This window comes from Rhizobium sp. NPDC090275 (genome assembly GCF_044772225.1).
Taxonomy (GTDB): domain Bacteria; phylum Pseudomonadota; class Alphaproteobacteria; order Rhizobiales; family Rhizobiaceae; genus Rhizobium.
The window spans coordinates 376020-393730 of record NZ_JBIVYL010000006.1; the positions used below are offsets into that span (position 1 = coordinate 376020).

A 17711-nucleotide genomic window follows, 5' to 3' on the forward strand; every position below is an offset into this window, starting at 1 on the left:
TCGCATATGCCCTGACGACGCTGTTGGCCGTTGGTGCGAGCCATGCCGAGACGCTACGAATAGCGACCGAGGGCGCGTACCCCCCGTTCAATTTCCTCGATAACGGCGAGCTCAAGGGCTTTGACGTGGATATTGCAAAGGCTATCTGCGCCAAGATGGTTGTCGAATGTTCCTTCCAGGCCGTCGCGTGGAACAACATCATCGACGGCCTGGAAGCCAACAAATACGATCTGATCGTCGCCAGCATGGCCTTTTCGAAAGAGCGCGCCGCCCGGATCGACTTCTCTGAACCCTATTACCGCTCTCACTCGGTGCTCGTCGGCGACGAAAAATATCAGGACACCTCACCGGAAGCGCTGGCCGGCGCGCGGATTGCCGTGGAGAGCGGGACGATCCAGGCGGAATATCTCAAAAAGGCTTACCCAAAGAGTACGATCCTGCTTGGCGAGGACCAGCCGGCGGCACGCAAGCTGCTCATCGAAAAAAAGGCAGATCTCCTCATCGGTGACGCAATCGAGCTCCTGACCTTTATGGAGACCCCGGAGGGGTCTGCATTCAGCTACGTCGGAGACCCGATCTCGAGCGACTTCCTGCAAAGCTCGGCACACATCACCGCCCACAAGGGCAACCAGGCGCTTCTCGCTCGCGTCAACGCGGCCCTCAAGGAAATCAAGCTTAACGGCACATACGATCGGATCAATGACGCCTACTTCCCCTTCAGCATATACTAAGGCTGCAAATGTTGAAGTCTTGGTTACGGTGGCGGTCGTCACGTCAAATCTCGCTTAGATCAGCGGGCAGGGCGCTCTTTCTCATCGCGCTGGTGTACACAGGCGCCGCCGCTATATTCACTGGCGTCTTGCTCACGAAGATCGAACGAGAAGCCAAGTTCACCCGCGAAACGCAGTTGCCGCTGATCCTCTCGCAGACCCGAAATGCCGTCAAGACCGAGCGTTTGGCGTCTTTGGTCAGGGCGATCTATCTTGCGCGTGATAGACGCCTCGAACGGCAGATACAGCTCCAGATACAAGCGCTCGCGCAAGGATTTCCGTTCGACGCTGGCGAACGCGTCGTTTCGGGATCGAAAAGCGTGGCAACGCTTGCGAAAGAGATCGCCGCGGCTCGGCAGCAGGCCCGTGACAGTGCTGGGCAGAGCACTGCCGCCTTCACCTTCGAGGAACGTGCGACGGCTGCATACAGCCAAGCGATCAAGATCATCGACGAAATGGGGAAGGAGCTGAGCGGAGACGCGGCTCTCGCCGCCGACAGACTTGCCAAGGAAATAGAGGCGGGAGCCGCAAGCACGAGGAACACCGTCTTGTTGACGTTGCTGATGCCCGGCCTTTTCTGCGTCGTGCTGGTTCTGCTCGCTCGACGGCATCTTGCAAAGCCCGTTCTTGCGGCGATCGGAAACCTCAAGCGCATCAGTGAAAATAGGCCAACCTTACCTGTACAGACGCGTCCGGTTCTCGCGGAGCTCGCGATGATCGGAGACGCGGTGCTTTCTTATGGAGATACGGCAAGTGAACTCCGACGAAAGAACGTGGTGTTGCAGGCACTCGCCGAAGAAGACCCGTTGACTGGACTGGCGAACCGTCGGACATTTGAGACATATTTACAGTCGGCGCTTGCCGACAAGGACAAGATTGGTGGCACTGCGGTCTTGCTAATCGATGTTGATCACTTCAAATCCATCAACGACCGCTACGGACACCAGGTCGGTGACCAATGCCTTCAAAGCTTAGCTCTGCTTCTCGTCTCACTTGATCGCTTACCGAGTTCGCTGGCAGCCCGCTACGGAGGTGAAGAGTTTGTCATCGTCTACAATGCGGACAACGAAGAGCAGGCACTGCTGGACGCGGCTTTTGTGTGCCGGCGAATTGAAGCCATGCGAATTCCGCTAGAAGGCGAGCATTCACTGACGATGACAGCCAGTATCGGTGTCTCGTTCGACCCGCGCGGCGATGCCGGTGGAATGAACGAGCTGATATTGCGCGCTGACAAGGCGCTCTACCTTGCGAAAAGCGGTGGTAGAAACCGAGCCGTCGCCGATCACCCCGTTCAAGCCCGAGGCCGCATTTCGAACGCTAGAGGACAGACAGCAGGATAGACGCTGCTCGCGTTGTTGATGAGAAGGGCGTTTATGCGGCACCACCCGCACTGAGGCTCTTGATGATCAGACACGTTAGTGGGTGGGCACACTGAACAAATGCCGTATTCGAGCCGCCAGAGAAACTGGGCGTACTCCCGAAGCGCTTTCGTTGTCAGCTCGCAGATGCTCTTCCGTCTCGACCCGTTTCGCCAAAAGCTGGCTAAGTTCTTCTACCAAGGCCGGGCGGTCATGCATCACGCTCGCCAAATGATCCTTGGAGATCTCGTATACCACGACCAAAGTTAATGCTCGCATCGCAGCCGGCTCTGGCGCGCCCATCAAGACGCCGCGTTCACCGAAAAGATCACCAGGCGCCAATCTGGTCAATTCCGTCCTGCCGGCGCCGTTGTCGTTTTCTATCACCACAACCCCACTTCGGATTATCATCAAGGATGTCATTGATGCGTCCTGAGGAGCGATGACGACGTCCTTTTTGAAAGTCAGTCGCTTCATCCTGTTAGCGACAGCTTCCATTTCATCTTCGGTGAGTGCCGAAAACAGGGGAATTGAGGTGAGCAGGCGCCAGGGAGTTCCAGGATGCTTGCTTGTTGTGTCTGAAAAGTGTGGTTCCGCCAACGCGTTCGAAGGCGCTGAAAGCTGTATGCCAGCCGCCTTCGTATGCCTGTAAACCAGATCGAATATTTCGTTTTTCGCAGCGCCAGTCTGTCCGAGACTTGCGACCTTGAACGACAGTTCAATCTCGATTGAGGATCCGTCAAGGCCGGTGATCGATACAGATGGTGGAGGCGTCTTCAAAATAGAATTCGCGCTTAACAGCACCGTCCGCATAGTCTCCTCTATGACAGCTGGCGAGCGCGTCGGCATGGCCCGCACAATGATCTTGCTCCCATGAACGGAGTCGCCCCCTGTGAGGTTTGTCAACGTCGCCTTGGCGAGGGCGCTATTTGGTACGATGACGAGATCATTTGTGTCGCTGAGCAAGTGTGTCGATCGCCAATTCGTCTCTACGACCTGTCCGCGGACACCACCTTCCACCTCGATCCAATCTCCAACTGCGTACGGCCTGCCCAGGTTAAGCGCGATACCAGAGAAGACGTCGTTGAGCGTGCTTTGAAGGGCCAGACCCAAGACGATGGCGAACACGCCGGATGTAGCAATCAACGTTCGCACAGGTAGATCAAACACGAAGGCCACGATCGAGAGCACAGCACCAAGGTAGATTACGGCTACCAAAAGGTCCTGAAGCAGGCGGCCTTCACGGGGCTTGCGCTCGAAAATGAGGTATACACGAACAGAGCTGGCGAGCACCATCGCGCCTCCGGCCCACCATGTCGCCTTTGCAATGCCGATGAACATTCGGTGCGTAAGATCCTCATCGACGGTGCCCGTCGTCCATGGTGCGACGTTGTTACCGACAAGAAGCACAGTGAGGACAGCAAAGAAGGTTATATGGACCAGAAAGCGGTGCGTAGGTCTTCCGCGGGCGAGAAATCTCGCGGCCACAAGCAAAAGAACGATCGTCGCAAATTGAGCGATCGGATCCGCGATGAGAGGGAAGATTGAACTTTGCTCTTGGCCCATTTGCCTGTTTCACTGTTGTCGTCGCCGGCAATTGACAGCGTGTGGGGTCGCTTCGTCAAGAACCCATTCCTCAACCTTTACAGATACGATCAGCGTCGGCACGACGACGGCGCGTGGGCCTGTGTCAGGCTCCCTTGCGCTTTCCCTTTGGCTTGAAGTCGACCAGTAGCGATTTTAGCTCCAACTCGCGCACGCGCCGCGCTGCTTCGTCCGGTTCGACCCAGGCGATCCGGCGCTGCCCCTTTTCCTTGAACTCGTCTTTCTGGACGGTGACCTCTATCTGGAAGAGATCGACGATCGTTGGAACAACGCTACCGTCATCGAGAAATTTGAGATAGGTGTACCGTCCAACCGCGTCCTTGCGCACACTACCCCTGACCCCGGCTTCTTCCCAAGCCTCGACCGCCGCCGCCTCATGAGGTTTTTTCTTCTTCATCGGCCAGCCTTTGGGCACAATCCAGCGACCGGTGTCTCGCGACGAGATGACAAGCACCTCGATTTTCGAGGACATACCAACGTAGCGAAAGCAGATGGCGCCGTATTGCTGCCGGAATGCGCCAGCGAACAGCTTCTCTGGCTCGTCGGCAAGTTGCGCCAACAGCGATCGGCGCTTCCCTCGACTATCAGTGGCCTGCTTTTTACCTGGCATATGTGTCTTCCGTGAACCTGTACACGCTAGCGGGCGCAGGGGATGATACATAGGGCAGACCCACCGTCTGATCGACGCGAGGGACGCCAATCCACAGGATTGAGGTCAATACCGCCCAAGATGCATTTGTCGGTCTTTGCGGGCTTAGGCTTTTCGATAGTCGAAAAGTGATGATGCCGGAGGAGGATGTCGCAATAAACATCGTCGCTGCCAGCATCGTCAGCCCTGTAGACGGGCTGGGAAGAAGCATGGACGTGAGGTAAGAAGCGGCCTTGGTGCGCTTATGATGGCAAAGCGCAGGTGAAACCCCTAGCTCATGGCCACGGAAAAAGCGGGGGGCCAATCAGAGCTTGACAGGTCCAGGATTGTCAAGATCTCGCTACCATCCTTGTCCTCGTTTGGGTTTTACGCCCTGAAAGGTTTAAGAGACCGGGGCAAGCTCAGAGGCGACATGCACAAATAGCCGGTGGTATTTTTGGTCGAATAGACAAGCGTATGGTCGTTTGAACGAAAAGTCGGTGGCGGCGTTATTGTACAGGCTGAAGAAAGGACCCGAGATGAAAAACGCAATTCTAATCGCCGCCGCTGCATCACTCTCCCTGGCGCCCCAGGTCAACGCGGCATCCATGCACAAGCAGGCAAAGCATTCTAACCAGCACATCGCCGCGACAGAACCAAGGGAGCGCTTGGGCACGCTTTCATGCGAGGTCGCGGGCGGAGTGGGAATGATCATCGGTTCCAACAAAGCTGTGACTTGCACCTTCAAGCAGCGGACCGGAAAAATTGAACGCTATTCTGGGACAATCGGAAAGCTCGGCGTTGATGTCGGCATCACCGGGAAATCCTATCTCAGCTGGATTGTCGTTAACACAGCCCCGACGCGGGTTGGCGATGGGGCCCTGGCTGGAACTTACGTCGGCGCATCCGCCGCGGCATCGGTCGGTGTCGGCTTGGGCGCAAACGCCCTCGTGGGCGGTAACGCCAAGAATTATGCCCTGCAACCTTTGAGTGGCGAGGCGAACACTGGCCTTAACGTGGCAGCGGGCGTGTCTCGACTGAGACTTACGGCTACGCGCTAAGCATTATTGACAGGCGCGGTATCAAACCGCGCCTGCTCACCACGTTTCGTGTGTGACAGGCCGAGAAATCTTCGGCATCTGAAATCGATCGACCTGCTAACCAATGACGCGAACGAACGTATCGCTCTTTCGATCATTCGCAGACCATGCACGGGTCGTCCAAAACGGATATCAGTCGGATTACTCAATGTTGCGGACTTGATAGCGATTATAGTTGGCGGCGCCGCTGTCCCACCGGGGACTTCCCCGCTGGCGAGGCGCCAGCTTGGAGCGCGAGCCCGCCGCCGCGCGGAGATTAACCCATCCACTGGTAGCGCTTGTCAGATATCCGCAGAGATTAGTATTACTTTTTGGGAACCTTATTGGGGTGTGGGTCGTTAAAGGGCAGGCGGAAAAAGGGGATACGCACAGATGCCGTATGAGGATGGAATGCAGTTGGTCTTTGATCACGTCGACCGCACACTGGTTGTGAGCTTCCGCGACGTTGTGAAGATGATCGGTCCTTTTGAAAACCAAAAGGCCGCCGTCCGCGCTGGCGAGCAGTTCTGCAGAGATCGGGGTTGAAGGATGGCGAGCAACCTATCGCTCGTCATTAGCTGTGCCGACGGCAACAAGCAAAGAGGCCAACCCATTTAATGACATGCAATGGAGGTTGATCAGCGCCGCGCACCACGCGAGCGCTCTTTGGCTCGCTTTTTAGTTGAGCGATAAGAGTGCGGAGGGGCGACCCTCATGCGTCATCAACCTATTGTTGACGGAGTAGCGCAACTCCAGACCGTTGTCTTGTCGCGAACCGACAGCAAATGAGCTGTCAAATCCGCATTGGGAATGTCGCCTATCAATGACGACCGCGTTTCAGTGCGTTCTGATAGATCTCGGTTAAACGCGTTCGGTCAGTCGCGGTCAGGAGGAGGGCACACGCGAATTTCCGGGCAACGTTGGGATTGGACGGCCGGTATCTCGAGGCGGCAGGAATTGGGCGAACCTTGATCCGTTCACCCAAGCCGACGTGATACTGGCTCAAGGTCAGCCCTGCCTTGACCAGCAATGCGCGAATATCGGGTCGATTTTCCGCCGCAATTACAAGCGTGAACGCCTCAATGAGAAGGGGCTTGGGAATAGGTAGCTCGATCTCGTCGACAAGGTCGTTGCCGACGTCGTTGTCTCGGACAAAACGCACGTACTCTGACACTGCATCATTGGCCTCTTCCAACGCGATGGCATAGCGATCCGCCGGCGGGCGTCGGTGAAATGGTCCTTCGTAAAGCATTGGTCACTCCTGGTTTTCTTTCAAACGCAAGAGATTTGGAATGGTTCACCACTTTGGCGGCAATCATTTTGGCTTGGCTACCACCGGTGCTTTACGCCAGCAGACGGGACTAGGCGACAAAAGTCCGACGAAAGGTGGCGATCTACCCGGCTTAAGAGCGCGAAATTCATGGTCTAACTTATGTCGTTAAAAGGCTGAATTTCAGATGGGCGGAACTCACTCGATCAATCCGCATTCTTCCTCGACAGTAAAAGGAGCAATGCGATGCAGCTTATCGATACACACATCAGCACTTCAGCGAATGGTACGGTTACCGTGGAGTTCAAGGGCGAGGGCCTTGAGTTGGTCTCTGTCACGATGGCAGGTGGTGACGGGAGCCTTGATGGCGACCGCGCTGTTCTTCGCGCCAAAGAGATGATGGTGCAATTGACTGCATTCGACGACGTTGGCCAGGGGGAAACTGTGTTGCAGCCGAATGGCGGTCTGACGCCGTCCAACATCGGATCGGACGCTGATCCGATCCCAAATGCGACACCTGGCTCCCATATACGCGCCGATTGAGCATCTGGACGGTTCTAGGCTCGAGGTAAGTGATGGTGATGGCTTTGACGCCGTTTGGCGAACATCGAAAATCGGAAATCCGTGTGGGCGGCCCGGAGCAACCCAAGACTGAAAGGAGTTTGGGTGCCGACCATTTGTCGACTGAGACGGCTCTCCTATGTCGCCTCGCTTATGGACACAGCCGTTGGTATCCCCTTCACGCGGTGGCGCATTGGCGCGGACTCCGTGCTCGGCCTGGTGCCGCTGGCAGGGGATGCTGCTGGCACCTTGGTTAGCCTCTATCTCGTCAACTAGGCTCGCCGCCTTGGGCTCCCACGCGAGAAACTGGCAAGAATGCTTGGAAATGTCGGCGTCGACCTTATAGGAGGCGCGGTTCCAGTCCTTGGTGACCTGTTCGACATGTACTTCAAATCCAACCGCCGCAATGTCGACTTGGTACTCGACCACTTCGCGGTGTCTAGAGACGACCTGAAGCGCGTGAGGCGGGCGAACAGGTGTGCCCGTCGATAGGAAATCGGGTACCGATCGGCAAGCCGATAAAAAGTACGGAAACGCGGGGGGCGTGACTCTGAGGCGATTTCGCGCCGGGCAGCAGGCTACGACGATCTCGCCGTCAGCCAAAGGTTCGTGCTGTTTCAGCCTGGCATGCATCTTTTCCACAGCTCCGGCGTTTTCCCGGACCATATTTGTCAAATCGGAGGGAAGAAATGAGCCGGCGAGGCGTCGTTACAACAGCGGCTTTACTAACTGCCGTCGGCATTTCTCTCGTGATAAATCAGAAGGCCAAACCGATCACCAAGGTGGTTGCGGACGGTGACGACCCTCACGGGCGCAACGCCGAGGTGCCAGAGGCCATCCCGATCACCGGTCTAAAAGATGTGCTTTGGCGCGTCTTTCATCAGATTTCGGAGGATAGGGTCACCCTGATCGCTGCCGGCGTCACCTTCTATCTCCTTCTCGGTCTGTTTCCCGCGATCTCGGCTCTCGTGTCGCTCTACGGGTTGGTTGCCGATCCCTCGACCATGGCGGATCATCTGCGCCAGCTTGCGGGCGTACTGCCCCCCGGGGCTTTCGATCTTATCGCCGAGCGCATCGGCACTTTGACAGCGAGCCGCAATTCGACGCTTGGGGTCACCTTCGTGTTTGGTTTGGCGGTCGCACTATGGAGCACCCATAGTGCGACGTTGGCGATATTCGATGCTATGAATGTCGCCTATGATGAAGAGGAAAAACGCGGGCTTATTCGATTAAACCTCATTGGTCTCGCCTTTACGATCTGCGCGATGGCCTCGGCGACGCTTGTGGTCGGCCTTGTCGCGGTCATCCCGGTTCTTCTATCCTATATCTGGCTCGACCGGTTTGAAGAGCAGATGGCCCTCATTTTCCGCTGGCCAATTCTTTTCTTGATCGTCGCGGCCGCCACAACCGCCATCTATCGCTTCGGTCCGAGCCGTCAACCAGCCCGGCTTCGGTGGATAAGCTGGGGCTCTGTGCTTGTCACGTTATGCTGGTTCGCGATGTCGCTCGGTTTTTCGTTTTATCTAACGCACTTTGCGAATTACGACGCAACATACGGGACTTTGGGCGCGCTTATCGGGTTTTTGGTATGGACCTGGTTGTCCATTCTCATACTGATCGTCGGTGGCGAACTCAATGCCGAACTTGAACACCAGACCGCGAAGGACACAACCACAGGGCCTCCGCTACCTATGGGGTCACGCGGCGCCTATGTCGCGGACACGCTGGGGCAAACGGTGGGTGGCAAAATTGTTTGAGGGGAAACGCTTTATACCAATAGCCTTTAAGAGCGATCTACCGCGCCCCTCGATGATGCCTTTGAGCCTCTTCAACCTTCCGTCTATGTTGGGCGCAAGCGCTCAAGTCTCGATGTCATCCCGGCCTAAACAAATGGCTTTCCCGACATGCGTGGCGGAGGACAATTAGGACGCGACCTGCGCCACGAAGCGCACGAGCCCGATTTGGATCGCGCCAAGACAGGGTGTCACGCCTCAAAGCCCACGACAATCATATTGCGTTTTTTATTTGTTCCCTTTATGTTCCGTTCGTTAACGCAGGGCAGAACATGGCTTTCACCGTTGCACTAAATCGGGATCGAAAACGTCTGGCTGAGGCGATGATACGCGATATGCCAATCGATAATCCTCTTCGACAGCGGTACGTTGATTGGATCAACGAGCTTGATCGCATCTTAAAGACCGATAAAACCAAATATCAACTTGATGAACAGGCCCATCGGCCGCCTTTGACCACTAAAGACGAGGTCCAGTCGAAATCATCCAAGGGGCTAGCTTCCGATGCAATGTCTTGCCCAGCGAGCGCAAAAAGCATCCCGGGGCCAAGTCCGCGGCATCGACCGAGGGCGTTCATATCAGGCCGTACTGACACCCGCGAAGCAAGTGACGCCGGATCCGTCGCTGGGTGTAAGCGCGAGCAGCTTCTCAGGGAAAATCGGATGCTGCGTTATATGCTGAACCGTTACCTGTAAGTTGAACCCCAAAAAACCTTCAACTTCCCGAAAAGCGCCAGCGGCTTGACTGCTTCTGCGTTGAAGATGCGGCATGGACGACGAGAGATCGCTGAGCGATAGCGGTCTGAAATGGGTCCACCACCAAGGATGAGGCACCTGCTGCGTAATGCTGACCGCGCCTATCACCGCCATTTGAGGCCAGCACCACCGCGTCCTGCCCCGGCTTTGGTCCTGCCAGGCTCGCGCCGGCTGCAACGGCCTTGCCGTCCTGCTCTTCGTTTCGGCCCTTCGGGTGCCAGCCGCCGCTCTTAGCCCGGCTTTCGGACCGCCGTAGCAGGTCGCGATGGTCGCGACCTCAAACGGAGGCCGACATGACAAGAGAACACATCAATCACCGAGCCGATATCTACAGCCGCGTTACCGACAAGATCATTGCCGAACTCGAGCGCAGCGTGCGCCCCTGGACCCAGCCATGGCAAAGCACCTCGCCATCACCGATCGTCACCCGTCCACTGCGTCACAATGGCGAACCCTACTCCGGCATCAACGTTCTTCTCCTCTGGTCTGAGGCAATCGCCCGCGGCTTTTCCTCCTCGACCTGGATGACCTATCGTCAGGCACTCGAACTAGGGGCAGCCGTACGCAAGGGCGAGACCGGCACGACCGTCGTCTTCGCCAGTTCGATCATTCTCACCGAGACAGTCGAACATGGCGATGACGTCGAACGCTCCATCCCCTTCATCAAGGCCTACACCGTCTTCAACACCGACCAGATCAAAGGGCTCGAAGGGCATCATCAGGCAAATGTCGATCTCTCCGATCCGTTCGATCGCATTGGCAGGGCAGGGCGGTTCTTTGCCAATACCGGTGCGCTCATCCGCCATGGCGGGTCGTGCGCCTACTATGCGGCTGCCAAGGACTACATTCAGATGCCGCTTCTCGACAGTTTCGTCGATGAGGCGAGCTACGTTGCCGTCCTCAGCCACGAAATGACGCATTGGACGTCAGCAGCAGGCCGTCTGGATCGCGATTTATCCCGCTACGCCAAAGACCGCACGGAGCGCGCCCGCGAAGAACTGATCGCCGAACTCGGCAGTGCCTTCCTCTGCGCCGATCTCGGGATTACGCCTGAACTCGAACCGCGGCCAGACCATGCAAGCTATATCGACGGATGGCTGAACGTGCTTCGTGGCGACAAGCGCGCCATCTTTCAGGCCGCAGCCCATGCACAGCGCGCGGCCGACTACCTGCACTATCTGCAGCCCCGCAGCATCACTGGCGAAGGCGAAGAAGACGAAGAGGAGGCGGCGTGAGCCGCTTTCCCCTAACATACCACTTTCTTAATCGGTTCCCAATTCCTCAACGGTCGCGACGATACCCGGTGTCTCGGGGCTAGCGGAAGGAGGACCCGAGTGCGTCATAAGGTAAGGCACGCCTCGCCCAAGGTGAAAATGGGCTTAGATGCACGTTGCTTCAAATGTTCTCCGTTCCCGCGACCAGACGATCTGCCGGAACGCCATGGTCACAGCCTCAACGTCTTTCCGCTCACCGCATCAAACAGATGCGCCTTCGCCGGCTCGCCTGAGATAGATAATGTGTCACCCGCGCGCAAAGAGAGGCGATCGCGAACCGTTGCAACGATAGTCGCACCTCCCATCACCAATGATATTTGCGTTTCGGCGCCCGTGGGTTCAATCAGTATGACGTCGGCATGCGTCCCCGTTGGACCAATCGTCAGATGTTCGGGCCGAATGCCGTATACAACGTCCTGACCTCGTGCCGCGGCGACATCGGCTGGTATCGGCAACCTAGCGCCTCCGTGTGCGATGAAATCGAGCGGCCCATCTGCGCTGATTTTTCCCTCAACGAAATTCATCCCAGGAGAGCCGATGAACCCCGCGACAAAACGGTTCGCTGGACGATCGTAGAGGTCCAGCGGTGATCCGATCTGCTCGACATTACCATCGCGCATGACGACGATCTTGTCGGCCATCGTCATGGCTTCGATCTGGTCGTGGGTCACATAAATTGTCGTGGTCTTCAAGCGCTGGTGCAGCTGTTTGATTTCTGATCGCGTTTGGACGCGCAGCTTCGCATCGAGATTGGAAAGCGGTTCGTCAAACAGGAATACTTGCGGTTGGCGAACGATCGCGCGTCCCATGGCCACGCGCTGGCGCTGTCCCCCCGAAAGGTTTCTCGGGTGGCGGTCGAGCAATTTTTCCAGTCCAAGGATCTCCGCTGCCTCGCGTACGCGCGCCTTGATTTCATCCTTCGGCGCCTTTGCTAGTCTCAGGGAAAAGCCCATGTTGGCCTCCACCGTCATATGTGGATAAAGTGCGTAAGACTGGAACACCATGGCGATGTCGCGCTCCTTAGGCGCGACATCGTTGACCACACGCCCACCGATCGAGATGCGCCCGCCGGAGATCTCTTCCAACCCTGCAATCATCCGCAGCAGTGTGGATTTGCCGCAGCCGGAGGGGCCGACGAGAATAACGAACTCGCCATCCTGAATATCGATATCGACCCCATGAAGGATTTCCAGGTGACCGTAGTTCTTTCGGGCATTCGCTACGCTGACTGATGCCATAATTCTCTCCGACTAAAACTGTGTGACGTGCGGCCGCCCGCCGGCAGCCTGAGGCACCACTTGAAATTACCGGCTGGCCGTGGCCGCGGAATAGGGCGCGAGCGCCGCATCGATGGCAGCAAGGCAAAGATCGCGAGGTCGCGGCGCCGCCTGTCCTGTCACGATGTCGGGATAAACGCGAGCGAGATACTGGCTGATCAGCGTTTCCGGGACCATATCGGGAAGTGCTGCCATCAAGGCATCCACCGCGCCGGCGGCCCGCCTGTCGGGCCAATAGTAGCGGATACGGTCGCTATAGCTGAAATGGCGCTGCATCCGCCGTTCCTCGGCCGACCCGTAATAGTGACCCGCCCAATGCTGCGGTTGGCTCAACATGATCGTTTCCATCTCGGCATAGAGGCTGTCCGGCCCACCTGCGAGCACTTTCCTGATGGCATCGAGCCCGTAGAGCGCCTCGCGCAATGCAAAGGTCAAGCCGGGACCAACTTTCAGGATGGCAAACCCGTCATTGACGAGGGCCGAAAGCTCGGCAACCGTCTGATAATCCGTTGAGTGGGCCTCGAAGAGAAGTCCCGGCATTCGGCGAAGCGACGATGCCAATCCCCGGGCGCGGTCCGGCTTATATAGGACGACATTCGCATTCCCAAACTCGACGCCAGGCTGGACGACAATGCCGATCACGCGGTCCATGGCAGCTCCGGCGCCAGCCTTTTGGAAAGCCGATGTGTGGATGGCGAGCGTCTTCAGGGCGGCGTCGGGAGAGGTAACCTCAAGCTCCTCGATCGCATGCGTGGCGCCGCCTGGAGGTGGAACCTCCGTTCCGATGATATAGACCGGAAGGCTCTTCCCGATGCGGCGCGCCGTATCCTCGGCGACCCTTGCCAGACGTGCCGCCCTTTCGGCGGTCACTTCGTCGTCGAGCGCCGCTCCTTCTCCGGCGCATCCCATCGACGTGTCGAGATGAAGCTTCTCAAAGCCTGCTTCGACATAAGCCACAACCATTGCCTTGGCTCGAGCCATGGCTTCGTCGACACCCAGCTTCTTCCATGGATTGGGACCAAGATGATCGCCGCCGAGGATGATCTTCTCCAGCGGGAAACCGACCTTTGTGGCGATCCGCTCGATGAACTGCCGGAAAGCTGCCGGTGTCATGCCCGTATAGCCGCCTTCCTGGTTGACCTGATTGCAGGTTGCCTCGATGAGGGCCACGGTGCCTTCGCGTGCCGCCCGCCGCAAAGCGGCCTCGATCACCAATGGATGAGCCGAGCAGATCGACGTTATGCCGCGCGGCAACGCTTGTTGGCGCGCGCCAAATAGCTTCGAGAGCGCGCTCTCACGATTTTGATCGAGAGCGTCGCTCATGCCAGCGTTACGACCTTGGTCAGGTGCCTCGGCGATACCGTGTCTATGCCTCTCGATTGCGCGACACGCTCGCCGAGCATCTGCAGGGCAGGGAGAACCACGAGTGCGGCGAGCGAAAGATCGACGTCGACATCGAGTTCGATATCGCCAGGTCCGCCAAGGCCGATGACGATAGCGCCCTTTTCCTGAAGCTCTGCCACGAGTTTGGCCTCGGCATCCTTCTGATCGCTGCTGTAAAGCAGGACGGCCGCAGTCTTCTCGTCCACAAGGCTGATTGGCCCATGGCGGTATTCAAGCGGATGGAAGGGCTGGGTCAGGACCTGGCTCATCTCCATAAGCTTCAGTGCGCCTTCCGCCGCCATGCCGAAAAGCGGGCCGCCGCCGAGAAAGACGAAATGGCTGCGATCGAGAACCTGTTTGCTGAGGCAAGCGTCTAGCGCATCCGCGAGCTTTTTTGCGGAAGACACGGTCGATGCAGGGATCTTGTAGCCTATCATCTGCAGGCCAAGCAGCAGCATGAGGCTGGCGGAGACCGACATGACGATGCCTTCCTCGCTGTGGGTCGGCGAGGCAACGACGTCGTCGCTGCATTTTGCAAGCGTGCTCTCGGCCTCGACAGTCAGCGCGGTGACGAAGGCGCCGTTCTCGCGGCTCATTTTGGCGGCAGCGACCGTCTCTGTCGTTTCGCCGCTGCGCGAGATCGCGACGACATGGGTGTTCTTCCAGTCCGGCCAGAAGAATGAGGGGCGATTGAGCCATTCGGCGCCGGGGACGGCAATTGCACGACGACCGGCATTGTTTGCGTAGGCCGCCAGCGACATGGCGAGGTAGTAAGATGTCCCGCAGCCGACATAGACGAGGACTTCGCCGCGCGTCACCGCGGTGTTTGAGCCCAGCGCCTTCTCCCAGAACGGAAACTGCTCGCGGATGACTTTTTCGGTCGTGTTCATGGTAACTCCGATTACTTGACCGAGCCGGCCAGCAGACCACTGACGAGGTATCGGTTGAGAAAGATGACGACGAGGGCAGGGATGACGATCGCGATCGAGCCGCTGGCCGTGATCAGCCCGTAGTCGATGAAGTTTTTCGTGACGAACTCAGGAATGAGAACAGTCAAAGGCTTGGTCGCCTGCGGCGAGAAGATGAAAGGCACGAGATATTGCCCCCAGGCGCCGAGGAAGGTGAGGATCGCAGCGGCAGTTAGGCCGGGACCGGCCAACGGCAGCACGATATTGAAGAAGATGTAGAGACGTCCCGCGCCATCGAGCTGGGCGGCTTCCTCCAGCGCCAGAGGCAGGGCCTCGAAGACGCTGCGCAGCAGCCACAGCGAGAGCGGCAGGTAGGCCGAGACGTAGATCAGGGCAACGCCGACATAGGTATCGACGAGATGCATCTTGATCATGATCTGGTAAAGCGGGATCAGGACCGCATAGGCCGGGATCGCCAGCGTCGCGACCACAAGGCCGAAGAGCGCGTTGCGGCCAGGGAAGCGAATGCGGGTGAAGGCGTAGGCGCCCAGTGCGGAAATCGCCACGCAAAGCAGCGTCGCGGCCGCCGAGGTGACGACGCTGTTCAATAGCGCCGCGCGAAACTGCCGCCACACCTCAACGCCGCCGATGCGATCGAAGTTGATGCCGAGTAGGCGCGAATAGTGATCCAGCGTGAAATGCCGGGGGAAAAAGTGGATTGGCCGGACGGAGAAGTCGTCCGTCGGCGTCACGGAACTTGCAACCGTCCAATAGATCGGACCAAGCGACCAGATCAACAGCACGGCAACGCCGATCCATATCATCAGGCGATAGAGAAGGGTGGGTTTCATCAGTCGAACCGTGTGTTGCGATAGACCCGAAGGACGTAAATGAGCGAGACTAAAAGCGAGACGAAGGTGATGACGACAGAAAGCGCCATGCCGTAGGAAAACCGCAGGTTCTGGAAGGTCTCCAGGTAAATCTGCACGAGGATCGGCCGCGTCTCGAGACTGGAGCCAGCAAGAACCCAGGCCTCGTCGAAGAGATTGAAGGCGTTGACCGTTGCGTTGGTCATGGCGACCGCAATCGCGCTGCGAACAAGCGGCAGCGTGACCAGCGCGAACATCTGCGGACGCGTTGCGCCATCGATGCGAGCCGCTTCATAAAGATGCGAGGGAATGCTCTGCATCGCCGCAAGGACGATGACGATCGTCAGCGGCATCATGCGCCAGACATGCACGATGGTAACGGCAACGATCGCGCTCGTCCGATCGTTGAACCAGACGTGGTTCTCAAACGGAAGCCCGAGCGAGGTTAAGATGCCGTTGAGCAGGCCTGCGCCAGGCTGATAGATCCACAGCCAGATTACGGAGTTGACGACACCGGGAAGCGCCCAGGGGAGGATGACCGCCGCGAGAACCCACTGCCGGCCGACCCTCAACTGATTGATCAGCGAGGCGGCGAGCACACCGAAGACCGTTTCCGCAAGCACTGCCAGAACGACATAGATGAGCGTATTCACCCACGTGGTGCCGAGCTGCGCGTCCGACAGCATGCGCGTGTAATTTCCCAGGCCGACGAACGGCGTGCCTGCCTGCATCGGATTGACCCGGTGGAGGCTATCCCAAAGCGTTCGCGTCATCGGATAAAAGACGAGCGCCGTCATCGTGATGAGAATGGGGGACACCAGCAGCACGCCGAGGGAGGTGTCGGCATTCAAGCCGACACCCTTCTTGACTGCGGTCTCCTTGTAGGCGACAGCAGTCATTGCGCCATCGCCTGCTTGGCGGCGGAGGCGATGCTTTCGACAGCCTGATCAACGCTCATCTGACCCTTGGCAGCGCTGTTGATTGCGGTGTTCACGCCGCTGGAGAACTGCGGATACCAAGGGGGCGTGCCCTGCGGGAAGAGCGCCTCGACCGTCTTAGACTGCGCGACGAGTGCATCGCCGCTGTTCAGCTTGCCTTCTGTGTTGAGCTCCGCCAGTGCCGACGTTCGGGTCGGCAGGAAACCGTTTGCCATATTCTTCTTCTGGAATTCGCGGCTTGTAAACCACTTGACGAAGGCAACAGCCGCTTCCTTGTTGGGCGAGACGTTGGGGATCGCAAGCGCTTCCGGCAGGCCGAAGCTGCGGGTCTCGCCGCTTTCGGTTGGAACCAGGATCGCCTCGACCTGACCAGCGACCTTGGACTGCTTGGGATCGTTCATCTGTCCGAGACGCCCAGGTTCGCCCGAGATCATGATGCTGGTCAGACCCTGGGAGAACATTCCCTCGTTGATCTGGCTGTCTTTGAGACCGGTGGAGGCCGGATCGACCAGGCCTTCCTTCAATAACATCAGTTCGAAGGCCAGCGCCTTGTAGCCAGCCGAACCGGGCTTGGTGAAGAGCGGGTTGAAATCCTTGTCGAACAGCTCGCCGCCAAAAGCCTTGGTCAGCAGATACCAGCTTGTCGAGGCACCTTCTGTCGCCGAGACCGGCAGGCCGATCGGATAGGTGGCGATACCTTTTTCCTTGATTTTCTTGGCCGCTGCCACCAGCTGGTCGAGCGTCTTCGGGGTCTCGGTGACGCCGGCAGCCGCGAAATGCTTCTTGTTGATGAGCATCACGCGGAAGTCGTTCGAATAAGGGACGCCAAGCAGCTTTCCTTCGACCGTGAAGATCTTGGCAACGCCGATGTCCTTGGTGGTTTCCGCGTCGATCACTTCGTTCAGCGGCATATACCAGTCGGCTGCGGCGAACTGGCCCGTCCAGGACCAGTCGAACTCTGTCACGTCGGCAGGCGCCGTGCCGGCAACCAGTGCCGTCACCAGCTTCGGGCGGATGTCGTCCCAGGAAAGCGTCTGCAGGTCGACATGGATGCCGGTTTCAGCTTCGAATGCAGCAGCGATATCGGGGCCTTGCGGCGAGGGCATCAAGACTGTGATTGATTGACCGGCAAGCGGTTTGTCTTGCGCGGCTGCCGGAAGAGCGACGGCTAGGGCAGCTGAGGCAAGCAGTGATAAGATTGTCTTACGCATGTTCCCATCCTTCTTTGTTATCAAGAATTTAC

At 57.9% G+C, this 17711-nt stretch carries 17 protein-coding genes and 1 pseudogene; 9 read left to right on the plus strand and 9 right to left on the minus strand.

Going from position 1 to position 17711, the window contains the following annotated elements; genetic code table 11:
• The first annotated feature begins 23 nt into the window (after window positions 1-23).
• Together ACIQUB_RS17955 and ACIQUB_RS17960 are read left to right on the plus strand one after the other, a co-directional pair.
• On the plus strand, window positions 24-731 hold the full coding sequence (locus tag ACIQUB_RS17955; protein WP_402931113.1) for a transporter substrate-binding domain-containing protein: 708 nt from the start codon (window positions 24-26) through the stop codon (window positions 729-731).
• Window positions 732-859: 128 nt separating this feature from the next.
• Window positions 860-2110 (plus strand): GGDEF domain-containing protein, encoded by a 1251-nt coding sequence (locus ACIQUB_RS17960; protein WP_402931115.1) that lies wholly within the window; start codon window positions 860-862, stop codon window positions 2108-2110.
• 75 nt (window positions 2111-2185) lie between these two features.
• On the opposite strand, the gene ACIQUB_RS17965 is transcribed toward ACIQUB_RS17960, so the two are convergent.
• On the minus strand, window positions 2186-3694 hold the full coding sequence (locus ACIQUB_RS17965) for a mechanosensitive ion channel family protein (RefSeq protein WP_402931117.1): 1509 nt from the start codon (window positions 3692-3694) through the stop codon (window positions 2186-2188).
• Window positions 3695-3818: 124 nt separating this feature from the next.
• Window positions 3819-4343: an NUDIX hydrolase gene (locus ACIQUB_RS17970; RefSeq protein ID WP_113239033.1), complete on the minus strand. Its 525-nt coding sequence runs from the start codon at window positions 4341-4343 to the stop codon at window positions 3819-3821.
• 557 nt (window positions 4344-4900) lie between these two features.
• On the opposite strand from ACIQUB_RS17970, the gene ACIQUB_RS17975 reads away from it, so the two are divergent.
• Together ACIQUB_RS17975 and ACIQUB_RS17980 are read left to right on the plus strand one after the other, a co-directional pair.
• The gene (locus ACIQUB_RS17975) at window positions 4901-5422 is read left to right on the plus strand and encodes a DUF992 domain-containing protein (protein WP_402931119.1); all 522 of its coding nucleotides are present in this window, start codon (window positions 4901-4903) and stop codon (window positions 5420-5422) included.
• Between the two features lie 429 nt (window positions 5423-5851).
• Window positions 5852-5986 carry a hypothetical protein gene (locus ACIQUB_RS17980; protein WP_402931120.1) on the plus strand — a complete coding sequence of 45 codons (135 nt, stop codon included), beginning with the start codon at window positions 5852-5854 and terminating at the stop codon, window positions 5984-5986.
• A gap of 274 nt (window positions 5987-6260) precedes the next feature.
• Here ACIQUB_RS17980 and ACIQUB_RS17985 read toward each other — a convergent pair whose 3' ends face one another.
• The gene (locus tag ACIQUB_RS17985) at window positions 6261-6692 is read right to left on the minus strand and encodes a hypothetical protein (protein ID WP_402931122.1); all 432 of its coding nucleotides are present in this window, start codon (window positions 6690-6692) and stop codon (window positions 6261-6263) included.
• A gap of 264 nt (window positions 6693-6956) precedes the next feature.
• Between ACIQUB_RS17985 and ACIQUB_RS17990 the strand changes: the two genes are divergently transcribed.
• The 5 genes and pseudogenes from ACIQUB_RS17990 (at window position 6957) to ACIQUB_RS18010 (ending at window position 11054) form a co-directional block, all read left to right on the plus strand.
• The gene (locus ACIQUB_RS17990) at window positions 6957-7253 is read left to right on the plus strand and encodes a hypothetical protein (RefSeq protein WP_018899536.1); all 297 of its coding nucleotides are present in this window, start codon (window positions 6957-6959) and stop codon (window positions 7251-7253) included.
• 108 nt (window positions 7254-7361) lie between these two features.
• Window positions 7362-7763 (plus strand): annotated as a pseudogene (locus ACIQUB_RS17995) (DUF4112 domain-containing protein).
• Window positions 7764-7960: 197 nt separating this feature from the next.
• Complete coding sequence (locus tag ACIQUB_RS18000; protein WP_402931124.1) at window positions 7961-9028, plus strand: YihY/virulence factor BrkB family protein; 1068 nt, start codon at window positions 7961-7963, stop codon at window positions 9026-9028.
• A 308-nt stretch (window positions 9029-9336) separates the two neighbouring features.
• Window positions 9337-9759 carry a hypothetical protein gene (locus ACIQUB_RS18005; protein WP_402931126.1) on the plus strand — a complete coding sequence of 141 codons (423 nt, stop codon included), beginning with the start codon at window positions 9337-9339 and terminating at the stop codon, window positions 9757-9759.
• 353 nt (window positions 9760-10112) lie between these two features.
• Window positions 10113-11054: an ArdC family protein gene (locus ACIQUB_RS18010; protein WP_402931128.1), complete on the plus strand. Its 942-nt coding sequence runs from the start codon at window positions 10113-10115 to the stop codon at window positions 11052-11054.
• A 209-nt stretch (window positions 11055-11263) separates the two neighbouring features.
• On the opposite strand, the gene ACIQUB_RS18015 is transcribed toward ACIQUB_RS18010, so the two are convergent.
• From ACIQUB_RS18015 to ACIQUB_RS18040, 6 genes are all read right to left on the minus strand, one after another.
• A complete protein-coding gene (locus ACIQUB_RS18015) occupies window positions 11264-12331 on the minus strand; it encodes an ABC transporter ATP-binding protein (protein WP_402931129.1) in 1068 nt (355 codons plus the stop codon).
• Window positions 12332-12397: 66 nt separating this feature from the next.
• Entirely contained in the window at window positions 12398-13693 is a 1296-nt protein-coding gene (locus ACIQUB_RS18020) for a D-tagatose-bisphosphate aldolase, class II, non-catalytic subunit (RefSeq protein ID WP_402931131.1), read from the minus strand.
• Window positions 13690-14643, minus strand: a complete 954-nt coding sequence (locus ACIQUB_RS18025; RefSeq protein WP_402931133.1) for an SIS domain-containing protein — start codon at window positions 14641-14643, stop codon at window positions 13690-13692. Before ACIQUB_RS18025 ends, ACIQUB_RS18020 begins: the two co-directional genes overlap by 4 nt.
• 11 nt (window positions 14644-14654) lie before the next feature.
• The gene (locus ACIQUB_RS18030) at window positions 14655-15512 is read right to left on the minus strand and encodes a carbohydrate ABC transporter permease (RefSeq protein WP_402931135.1); all 858 of its coding nucleotides are present in this window, start codon (window positions 15510-15512) and stop codon (window positions 14655-14657) included.
• The gene (locus tag ACIQUB_RS18035) at window positions 15512-16429 is read right to left on the minus strand and encodes a carbohydrate ABC transporter permease (protein ID WP_402931137.1); all 918 of its coding nucleotides are present in this window, start codon (window positions 16427-16429) and stop codon (window positions 15512-15514) included. Before ACIQUB_RS18035 ends, ACIQUB_RS18030 begins: the two co-directional genes overlap by 1 nt.
• On the minus strand, window positions 16426-17679 hold the full coding sequence (locus ACIQUB_RS18040; protein ID WP_402931139.1) for an ABC transporter substrate-binding protein: 1254 nt from the start codon (window positions 17677-17679) through the stop codon (window positions 16426-16428). The genes ACIQUB_RS18035 and ACIQUB_RS18040 overlap by 4 nt, the downstream gene beginning before the upstream one ends.
• Window positions 17680-17711: the final 32 nt, after the last annotated feature.